Raw genomic sequence first — 9,611 nt, 5'->3', positions numbered from 1 at the left:
ACGTAACGATCAACGCCCTCGGGCACGACCTCACGGCAGCCACGCCGCCGGGCCCCGCAGCCACCGAGATCCTCGACGCCCTCCGCCGGACGAGAATCACGCACTAAATCGGCACGGTTCAGGCCAGACGACCGGGCCGTTCATCCTCATGGGTGCCCGGGTGTACAACCCGATCACCGGACGGTTCACCTCACCCGACCCCGTGCCCGGCGGCAACGAGAATGCCTACAACTACCCCAACGACCCCATTGGTGACTTCGATGTTGATGGCAATATGGCCGAATGGGCGCTCGCGGCGGAAGCCGCGATCGGTTCGGCTGAGTTGGCGGACCTCTCGATGGACTGGAACCCCATAGGGTGGGGCATAGCTGGCGTCCTCGGCCTTGCGGCTGTCGGAATCTTCATCGCGGATGCAGCCAGTGCAGGGGGTTCCGCAGCTGAAGCCAAAGCGCACCGCGGCGGTCGGAATGGAGGAAATTCTGATCGAAAGTCGTCTAGCTCGAACACCTCGAAAACCAAGAAGGCGGCTCGGGCGCGCGCGAAGCGCGACGCCAAGCGCTCCTCGTGTGGGGAGTATCGGGGGCTCTGTGCCAAGAAGGATCATTACCACGTCGACTATAAACAAGGCGACCGTGAGCACACGGTGCATTATCGTTGGCGACCTGGAAATGGTAATAAGAAGAAGTAGTTGAAATGGTAGGAGCACAAACCGTGTGGCGAGACAAGAAGGGGCGCTCACATTCGCTCGAGGTTGACGAGCCGATGGAGATCCTAACGCCAAGGCTTAGACGCACAATATTGGATCTAGTAGAGAAGGATGCTCTTGATGTGGAGGCTGAGTTTCGTCCGCATCTCGCCGAAGTCTTTCAAGCGACTGATGATCTTGAAATTGCCGATGAGCGAGAATTCAAGAATCGTCCGTTGCCCGCCGGTTTTGTATTACCTGACTTGGAGACCCAGGGAAGCCTGGGTGCGGATCTTATAGCGGCGGTGGATGCAACCGATACACGTTGGCGGCTGGAGGTGTATTTCGCACTTATCCAGTTGCTGAACGATGTTATTGAACCGATTGATGAAGATTGAGAAGTTAAGCTTGCCAGACCTCTGGTGGGTTCGGTTTGGCGGCTCTTCGCAAACGAGGGGGTAGGTCGGTGGCGCGTTGGGCGGGGTAGATGGGTCCCTCAATCGAGGTCATATTCACCTGGGTGGGGCGCGTTTAAAGTGAGCACTCATGACAATGCCGAGTCTAAACTCGATAGCGAAGCGATACTTTTGCAAATCGCCGAGCATGTTAAAGAGCGATGGGCAGATAGGGTTGCGACTTCGCTCGTGCGCCAGGGGCCCTCTATTGTGGCTGAATCTCGCGCCGCTGAACCCGTCGGCGCAGTCGGCGGCTATTTTGCCCGAGGGTGGTAATCGGTGGATGCGTGTTCAGAGTGACGGCGGTGCGGATTTTGAAGTTCGAGCCGACGAACCTGGCATCCTAGTAGCGGCGATTATTTCCGGTCTGGAGGAGCAGATTGCTCGAGGGGGGGACGTCATTGTGCATCGGCAGACGGTGTTTTGGCTATCGACCCGGTGTCCCACATCCGTGGCGCCCGAGAAGATTTCGTGTCCATTGGAGCGAATGGTGATCACAAGTGGGGGCGGATAGTCGGTTACACCAACTCGCTCGGCGACACCACCACCACGACCTACGTCGCGCCGAGCACGGGCGGCTACCAGGCCGGAGCCGGCCAGGTCGCGACCGTGACCGACGCGAAGAGCGTCACGAGCTACACCTACGGCGGGACCGATGCCCGGGGCGGTACCGAGTCGCGGTCGCTGCTGACGAAGAAGGTCGTCGCGATGGTCGGAGGATCCAGCTACACGTTCACCGCCGCGTACGACACCTTCGGGGCTCTGATCAAGCAGATCGCGCCGAACGATGTCGGGCAGACCAACGCCTACGACAGCGCCGGGCGGCTGGCCGGGATGTCGTACTACTGGGACGCGACCGGCGCGAGCCCGCTGCTGCACACGTGGACGCGGGAGTATGACGCTGCGGACCGGGTGACGGGTGAGTACGACATGACCGCGATCCCGCAGCCGACGGACTACCCCACCCGGTGGTGGCGGTACGACAAGGCCGGGCGGTTGGACGAGATCGTGGATCGCAGCAGCGGCGTGTGCGTCATCCGTCAATACTCGTTCGACAAGCAGGGCAACCGCACCGCACTGACCAGCAGTGCGGCCCAGGCGGATGGGAACTGCTGGGGAGCGGCGTCCACGACCACGTGGACCTACGATCTGTCCTCGCGGGTGCGGACCGTGACCAAGGGTGGGGTCACGGGCTCGTACGGGTATGACGTGTTGGGGCGGGTGACGACGATTCCGGGTCTGGATGCCGCGTCGAGCGGCACACGGTCGATCGGGTACTTCGACAACGATCTGCCACGCACGGTGGTCGACACCTCCTTCACCCTGGATCCGTCGATGCGACGCGTGCAGGGCACCGATGGCAGCGTCACCCACTACGGCGACACCACCGACAGTCCCTCCTGGGTCGTGAAGTCGGGCACGACGACCGTGTACGCGGCCGACATCGCCGGCGCTCTGAGCCTGCAGTACGACACCACCGGGTCGGGCAGCACCGGGTACCTGCAGCTCGCGAACCCGCACGGCGACAACGTCACCCGCACGCAACTGCCCGCGGCCGCGGGCACGGACGCATCGACTGTGTCGGGGTTCGCGATCTATGACGAGTTCGGGCAGGCCACCGGCACGACCGCGTCAACGGGAGCGGTGAAGTACGGGTGGCTCGGCAGCAAGCAACGCCAGACGACCGGGCCGTTCATCCTCATGGGTGTCCGCGTCTACAACCCCATCACCGGCAGGTTCACCTCCCCCGACCCGGTACCCGGCGGCAACGAAAACACCTACAACTACCCCGGTGACCCCATCAACGCATTCGACGGTACTGGCGAGTACAGCGAATGGGATCTCGCGCTAGATATCGGGCTTACGGCGCTTATGTTTGTCGCAGGGGTGGGCGTACTCGCCGTGGCGGCGAGAGTTGCGGTCGCGGTTGTTCGTATCGCGAAAGTGGTCACGTATGCGGCGCGGATTGCCCGGACTGGGGAGGCTGTGACGCGAACCTTTAGGATGACGGAACTAGACAGTAAGATCGCCGGCGGGATTTGGACAGGTCGCGGCTCGTATAGCTCAATCGCGCGAAACGGAGCCAAAATGCGCACAAGCAAGGACGGAAGCCATGCTTACCGTGCTCCAGCCACCAAGGGTTCCGGACGTAGTTCCGATCTAACTTACGAACCAAAAGGTCGGCACGATAGAGGAGTCGCTTCGTATCGGAACATTCACATCAGTCACGGTCGCGGTCGATGAGCTATATATTGGACGACGGACTTGTTGATCGATCTCGCTCAGGGTTGATTGGGTTCGCGAGATGCGGGCCCTACGTGGGACACTATTTTCTACTGGTTCTCGAGCAGCTTCACCGAGACGACGTCGCGATGTGGTCGTTGACATTCGACGGGCCCGTGTTGAATCCTCCCTACACGGCACCGCACCAATCTGAGCTCGTGCTATTCGGCGAATCCGCAACGAAGGACCTCGACCATGAACTGGCGAAGTGGTGCGTAGATTGGGCCCCGGATTGGTTGGAGAGGGTCGTTGAGTCGGAACTATTTGATGGAAAAACCGACGTCGATGATAGCGAGCGGGCAAGTTTGACGATGCGTGTCAGGAAAGCGAGCACCCTGATTGACGCGGTGTCGACTCATCTGACTCGGACGGAGCGAAGGCGGGCGACAGATGTTCTGCAGAAAGTGATAGAGGCGCTCGAAGAATCAGGAAAAGCCATAAATGTCGTTCGCGTGGAAGACATCGCAGATGCGCATTGGGAGCAATTCGCGCGCAATAATCCGGATTCGAAAACCTAGACGCGAAAGTGGCATGCCCCGTACAGCTGGCATCATTCGGAAAGGCCTCTAGATCATGCCCAGCACGGCAGCAATCATTCGGGTGCGGCCAAGTCACGACCATCATCGGGGCCAAGAGCGGAGGAGCCGACGCGTCGGGCAGCCTCGAGACGGGGTCCCTCCCGACCATAAGGGTCATCGCGATGACGAGAGGGTCCAAGGTGTGACGACCTACACCTACGGTGGTGCGGATGCGACTGGCGCGACGGAGTCGCGGCCGCTGGTGACGAAGAAGACGATCGCGATGACCGGTGGCGCGACCTACACGTTCAGGGCCGCGTATGACGTCTTCGGCGCCCTCGTGAAGCAGATCGGGCCGAACGACATCGGGCAGACCAACACCTACGACAGCCGCGGGCGACTGAGCGCGATGTCGTATTACTGGGACGTGACCGGCGCGAGCCCGCTCCTGCACACCTGGACTCGAACGTATGACGCCGCCGATCGCACCATCGGTGAGTACGACATGTCGACGATCCCGCAGCCGACGGATTATCCGACTCGGTGGTGGCGGTATGACCGGGCGGGGCGGTTGGATGAGATCGTGGATCGCAGCAGTGGCGTGTGTGTGATCCGTCAGTACTCGTTCGACAAGCAGGGCAACCGCACCGCGCTGACGACGAACGCCCCGCAGCCGGATGGGAACTGCTGGGGTGCGGCGTCCACGACGACGTGGACCTACGATCTGTCCTCGCGGGTGCGGTCGGTGACCAAGGGTGGGGTCACGGGCTCGTACGGGTATGACGTGTTGGGGCGGGTGACGGCGATTCCGGGTCTGGATGCCGCGTCGAGCGGCACACGGTCGATCGCGTACTTCGACAACGACCTGCCGCGGACGGTGGTCGATACCTCCTTCACCCTGGATCCGTCCATGCGGCGCGTGCAGGGCACGGATGGCACGGTCACCCATTACGGCGACGGCACCGACAGTCCCTCCTGGGTCGTCAACGCGGGCACGACGACCGTGTACGCGAGCGACATCGCCGGCGCTCTGACCCTGCAGTACGACACGGTCGGATCGACGAGCACCGCATACCTCCTGTTCGGCAACCCCCACGGCGACACCGTCACCCGCACGCAACTGCCCGCGGCCGCGGGCACGGACGCATCGACTGTGTCGGGGTTCGCGATCTACGACGAGTTCGGACAAACAACCGGCACCACCGCCTCAACAGGCGCCGTCACATACGGGTGGCTCGGCGCCAAGCAACGTCAGACCACGACCCCGTTCATCCTCATGGGTGTCCGCGTCTACAACCCCATCACCGGCAGGTTCACCTCCCCCGACCCGGTACCCGGCGGCAACGAAAACGCCTACAACTATCCGAATGACCCGGTGAACTCGTTCGACCTCGACGGTCGCCTGGCCTTCCTGATCGCAATTCCGATCGGGGAAGCAAAGCTGATCGCGGCAGTTGCCTCCGCGCTGTTAGTCGCAGCGTACGGCGCCGGCACCGCAATAGGCACGCAGGTAAAGCATGATTCAGTTTGGAGGAACGACGCCGAGAGCGACAGTTCTGATGAGGTCAGCGCTGGGAAGAAACAGTATGATGAGCGCCAGGCTGCCAAGGCCGCCCGAAAGAGGCAGCGCCAAGGAGGTGCCGGCCGACTGTCCGGTGAGTCGGCCGAACACACTAGCGGTGCACGACCCTCAACCCGCGAGACCCAACAAAAGGGCCGAACCCGAGTTCAGAACCACCAGCGAGGAGGGGAAAAGGGTGACAAACGACGTCCCTTCAGGCGCTGACCTGAGAATTCATCCGATCGATGAAGCCGGGCTCACGCCTGCAAATTATTTCGTCTTGGCCCGCGGTGACGACGGGACCTGGAATTTCACTCAGACCGCAGCAGACGGTTGGCCCTTGAGCGAGCTTTTGGTAGCGCTGGAAGAGATCGCCCGAGATTTGCTCGATAGCCTCGTGGACGAATGGCGGTGATCATGCGATCGCGAGAACCCGGAAATGGTCCGCAGATTCACCCACTGTCGGAGGGGGAACGCCCTATCGGCGTCCTTTGCGTTGTGAAAGCGACGCGCGGTGGAGGGACGGCTTCTTGGTCGATTGAAATCGCCGGTGGTATATCGCGGCTCGAGGCGCTCGGAGCATTGCTGGTTCAGCGATCAGTCATTCTAAACGAAATGGTTGCAAATGAGCAACGGTAATATGGACCCGGAATCTCGATACCCAATTAGCGAAGTTTTGCCCGAGTTTGATGCCAGCTCGTATGGAATCAACAATTCGGTGGATTTTGCGTTCATACTTGTGAAGCTAGTAGATCACGACGGAAACCCGGCGGGTTGGTCGTATCGCACCACGCAAGAACCAAATCTCGAAGAGTTGCTTGGAGCGATTGAGTATCAGATACACAAACTCAAGAACGCTGATCTCTGATGCGTGAGCCGTGCGCTCTGAGCCTGCAATACGACGCAACGACCGCGGGCAGCGCCGGGTACCTGCAGTTCGCGAACCCGCACGGCGACAACGTCACCCGCACCCAACTGCCAGCATGCGCCACCACCGATGGCAACAGTCGCACGAACATCCACGAAGAGGCTGCCGGACACGGAGGCGGACGATATATCCCAAGGAATCCCAATAAGCGCTCGGATGAGGACAAACCTAAACCGAAACCTAAACCAAAGAAGAAGAAATGAGAAGCAAGCACATCGCCAAGCTTGTGGACCTCGGTAATGCTGAGGCCGCTGCTGGAAATCACGCGCGCGCGATAGCCCTGTTTTCTCAGGCAATCGACGCGGGCGCTCGGTGGGCAAAAATCAACCTCGGCAACTCTTATGAAGCGATGGGTCGTGTCGCCGAGGCCAGGCGCGAATTTGAGGAAGCTTGGGAGTTCGATGACGATGCCGGATTCAACTTGGCCAAGTCTTTACTGAGTTCAGGAGAAGTCGAGCGCGCGGCCGCGGTGCTCGATCAACTCTCGAAAGCGGGTTATCGCAAAGCCGCTTATGAATTGGCTTGGATCAATTACGAGGCCGGCAAAGCGCTCGAGGCAGAGTCCTTGTTAAGGGGGGTCCTGGCAGAGCAGGATTTCGTGGGAGATCTTGCCGCCGGCGTGCTTGGCCATTGGTTGGTGAGCTCAGGTCGCAGCGACCAGGCTCGACCTCTGCTAAAGCGTGGACGAGATTCGTATGACACGGCCCGAGTTGACTTCGCACGGCTGCTTTTGAGTGAAGGACATGTTGCGCAGGGTCTTAAGGAGTTGCGCCGAGGAGCAAGGCGAAGCGAGGCCAACTCTATTATCGTCCTTGCGAACTACTTGGCAAGGCATCACGCAGTCGACCGGGCCATTGATCTGCTCCGTCCGTTGGCAGACTCGGGGGACGCTTATGCGGCGTACAACGTTGCGGCATATTTGAGCGATGAGAAGTCTGAACTCGCATCGCACTATATGCGTCTCGCAGCTTCGCTCGGAGACGAGTGGGCGCGGCAATCGTTGAGGGAGGGCACTAGGGGCGCCGACTCAACCCCATGAAAACCGCGGCAAGACGATAAGAATCCCCTAAATCCGGGAGGAACAATCACGTGAATTTCGCGGCACCAGCGCGCATCCCCGCAGACGTACTCGCATTTGCTCTGCATGACGCCGATATCCGACTCGCTTCCGCTCGAATTGTGGGCAAAGAGTTCATCCTCCATGGGTATTGTGATCTTCCATTACATTCCGGCTGGGGCCTCGGCAAGTTCCCCATCCGAATCCATCTGGGACCCGCGACAAAGTTTGAGCTGTACGACCCGACCGAGACAAACCAGCTCATGATTGAGGATATGAATGTGCACTCCGATGATATCGAACTCGTGGGCACATTCGAAGGAATTATTTCTATCTTGGAGCCAATCCGTTTCGCACTGGGCGAACAATCTCAAACCCATGTGGCTCGAGGTGGGCCATTCTGTTGGAGACTCGTTCATGGCACGGATCGCCGATAACGTTCGCACCAAAGCGCAATCACACGGCGGGCGGGTAAAGCCAAATTGCAAGCCAAAGTCCAGGAAGAAGAAATCAATAGATCGCAAGAACGGAAAGCCAAATAACAGATGAACAATAGCTTCCGGAAGGCTTCGATCGACACTCTTCTTGAGGGACTAATAGCACTAGGAGATACTTCAATCAATCAAGTCCTGGAGCTGGAGTATGAACAAAGTTTAGTTCACGAACTGCGTCGCGTTGTCTCCATTCGATGGCCGGAAGTAGGTGGCAATCTATTAGCGATCTGGAAAGAGGTTTTCAGATCGGACACGAGAGCCGACGTGATCCACAATATTGGTGTTGCGTTGTGGGCGACAGACAATGTCGATGGCGCACTCCGAGCGTTCGTCAAAGCGAATCGCGAGGAGCAAGACATGGATTCAGGGTCCAACGCTGTTGAGGCCGCTGCGTGGCGCAACGCACAAGAAGACGTCGCGCTGCTCATCGACTTCTCCCACGGGAAAGATTCAGTGGCCGATAAAGCCGCGGGAATACGCGGCGAGCAACTTCTGAAATCCTCGCAACCGGCAGCCGCGTTAGACCTTCTCGCCAGAGGCAATCGGGTAGATTCTCGTCAGTTTGGGGCTGATTATGGCATCGCGTTGCGACAACTCGGACGGCTCGAAGACGCGATAATAATATGGCAACAGTCCGTGGATGCCGAGTCAGCCGATGCGCCCATCTTGCTTGGCAATGTGTTGGCGGATGAGGGAGCGGACGATGCGAGAGTACAAAGTCTTTATGAACTCGGGGTCGCGCGGGGATGGGTACTCGGCGTATAACTTATCGCTCTACCTCGAAGCTCGTTCTCGCGCGCAAGAAGCTCGAAAATGGCTCGAAGTCGCCGCTGAGATGGGCGATATGCGAGCAGCCGAGCGCTTGCGAGAGCGCTGATATCGATTCGATCCGCTCCTGCGCGTGTGGACACGGCAATCAACTTTGGTTCGCAATACGCGTCGAGATCTGCGGCTCTCAAGGTGGCGCAGCGAGACGCTAGGATAAAAAAATCGAGCTCGGGAGGTGCATCTTGTTTTCAAGTTCGAAAGGAGTGCAAAGCGGACAATCATGTGCACGTCAATGAGTTTAGGCTCAAGCCGGGTGAAAGGACACCCAAGAAGGGCGCCAAGCCGCTGCGAGTTAAGCACTATTATTACCCACCCAAGCTATTGTTGAGTTCCCTTCTGGAATTGCGGGAGTCGATCACGGCTTGGAGCGCTTGCTTGCCCGCGGCCCGGTCGGGGTTCCGGTAGGCGGTGACGATGTCCTGATAGACGCACCAGGTGACCTCGACGATCGCGTGAGACTCGTCGGCGGCGAATGCCGCGTCGATCCGGGCGCGCTGCCGATCGGTCAGGAACGCCTCACCGGTGTGCAGGACAAGGCGGATCCCGTAGAGCGGATCGCCGGCATGAGCGCGGTGCCCGAGAGTGGTCTGCTGGATGCGCTGCCTGGCCCGGTCGAGTCCATCACCGGCGAGCTGGACCACTGCCGTCGCGCACCGGCGTCAGGCCGGGATCGTGTCACGCTAGTGTCGCGTTTCTGAAGTTGGTTGACGGTTCGCTTTGGTGAGGATTTCGTCGGCGGTCTTGGCCCAGACGAAGGCGTGTTTGCGGTCGTTCCAGCCGGTGATGAATTGGCGGATCTTCG

General features: G+C 59.7%; 9 protein-coding genes and 1 pseudogene. 9 read left to right on the top strand and 1 reads right to left on the bottom strand.

Annotation, left to right across the window (positions count from 1 at the left end; all coding sequences use genetic code 11):
- Window positions 1-148: 148 nt before the first annotated feature.
- The 9 genes from QT381_RS15425 (at window position 149) to QT381_RS15385 (ending at window position 8,746) form a co-directional block, all read left to right on the top strand.
- Window positions 149-688 carry an RHS repeat-associated core domain-containing protein gene (locus tag QT381_RS15425; protein WP_289249920.1) on the top strand — a complete coding sequence of 180 codons (540 nt, stop codon included), beginning with the start codon at window positions 149-151 and terminating at the stop codon, window positions 686-688.
- Window positions 689-711: 23 nt separating this feature from the next.
- Window positions 712-1,083, top strand: a complete 372-nt coding sequence (locus QT381_RS15420; RefSeq protein WP_289249919.1) for a dCTP deaminase/dUTPase family protein — start codon at window positions 712-714, stop codon at window positions 1,081-1,083.
- A 495-nt stretch (window positions 1,084-1,578) separates the two neighbouring features.
- A complete protein-coding gene (locus QT381_RS15415) occupies window positions 1,579-3,384 on the top strand; it encodes an RHS repeat-associated core domain-containing protein (RefSeq protein WP_289249918.1) in 1,806 nt (601 codons plus the stop codon).
- Between the two features lie 197 nt (window positions 3,385-3,581).
- Complete coding sequence (locus QT381_RS15410; RefSeq protein WP_289249917.1) at window positions 3,582-3,941, top strand: hypothetical protein; 360 nt, start codon at window positions 3,582-3,584, stop codon at window positions 3,939-3,941.
- A gap of 202 nt (window positions 3,942-4,143) precedes the next feature.
- Window positions 4,144-5,727: an RHS repeat-associated core domain-containing protein gene (locus QT381_RS15405; RefSeq protein ID WP_289249916.1), complete on the top strand. Its 1,584-nt coding sequence runs from the start codon at window positions 4,144-4,146 to the stop codon at window positions 5,725-5,727.
- Window positions 5,699-5,917: a hypothetical protein gene (locus QT381_RS15400; protein WP_289249915.1), complete on the top strand. Its 219-nt coding sequence runs from the start codon at window positions 5,699-5,701 to the stop codon at window positions 5,915-5,917. The genes QT381_RS15405 and QT381_RS15400 overlap by 29 nt, the downstream gene beginning before the upstream one ends.
- Before the next feature lie 210 nt (window positions 5,918-6,127).
- Complete coding sequence (locus tag QT381_RS15395) at window positions 6,128-6,370, top strand: hypothetical protein (RefSeq protein ID WP_289249914.1); 243 nt, start codon at window positions 6,128-6,130, stop codon at window positions 6,368-6,370.
- Between the two features lie 259 nt (window positions 6,371-6,629).
- Window positions 6,630-7,469, top strand: coding sequence for a tetratricopeptide repeat protein (locus QT381_RS15390; RefSeq protein WP_289249913.1), 840 nt, complete (start codon window positions 6,630-6,632; stop codon window positions 7,467-7,469).
- 563 nt (window positions 7,470-8,032) lie between these two features.
- Entirely contained in the window at window positions 8,033-8,746 is a 714-nt protein-coding gene (locus QT381_RS15385) for a tetratricopeptide repeat protein (protein WP_289249912.1), read from the top strand.
- Between the two features lie 410 nt (window positions 8,747-9,156).
- Here the strand turns inward: QT381_RS15385 and QT381_RS15380 are convergent.
- Window positions 9,157-9,450 (bottom strand): annotated as a pseudogene (locus tag QT381_RS15380) (transposase); the annotation flags it as partial.
- Window positions 9,451-9,611: the final 161 nt, after the last annotated feature.

The organism is Galbitalea sp. SE-J8 (assembly GCF_030345695.1).
GTDB lineage: Bacteria > Actinomycetota > Actinomycetes > Actinomycetales > Microbacteriaceae > JAUASV01.
The sequence above is the reverse complement of the archived record's forward strand: the minus strand, read 5'-3'. Positions and strand labels throughout refer to the sequence as shown.

Bases quoted from the DNA above. Each gene is read 5' to 3' on its own strand.
- QT381_RS15395 (WP_289249914.1), top strand. From the start codon at position 6,128: ATGAGCAACGGTAATATGGACCCGGAATCTCGATACCCAATTAGCGAA.
- QT381_RS15390 (WP_289249913.1), top strand. From the start codon at position 6,630: ATGAGAAGCAAGCACATCGCCAAGCTTGTGGACCTCGGTAATGCTGAG.
- QT381_RS15385 (WP_289249912.1), top strand. From the start codon at position 8,033: ATGAACAATAGCTTCCGGAAGGCTTCGATCGACACTCTTCTTGAGGGA.
- QT381_RS15425 (WP_289249920.1), top strand. From the start codon at position 149: ATGGGTGCCCGGGTGTACAACCCGATCACCGGACGGTTCACCTCACCC.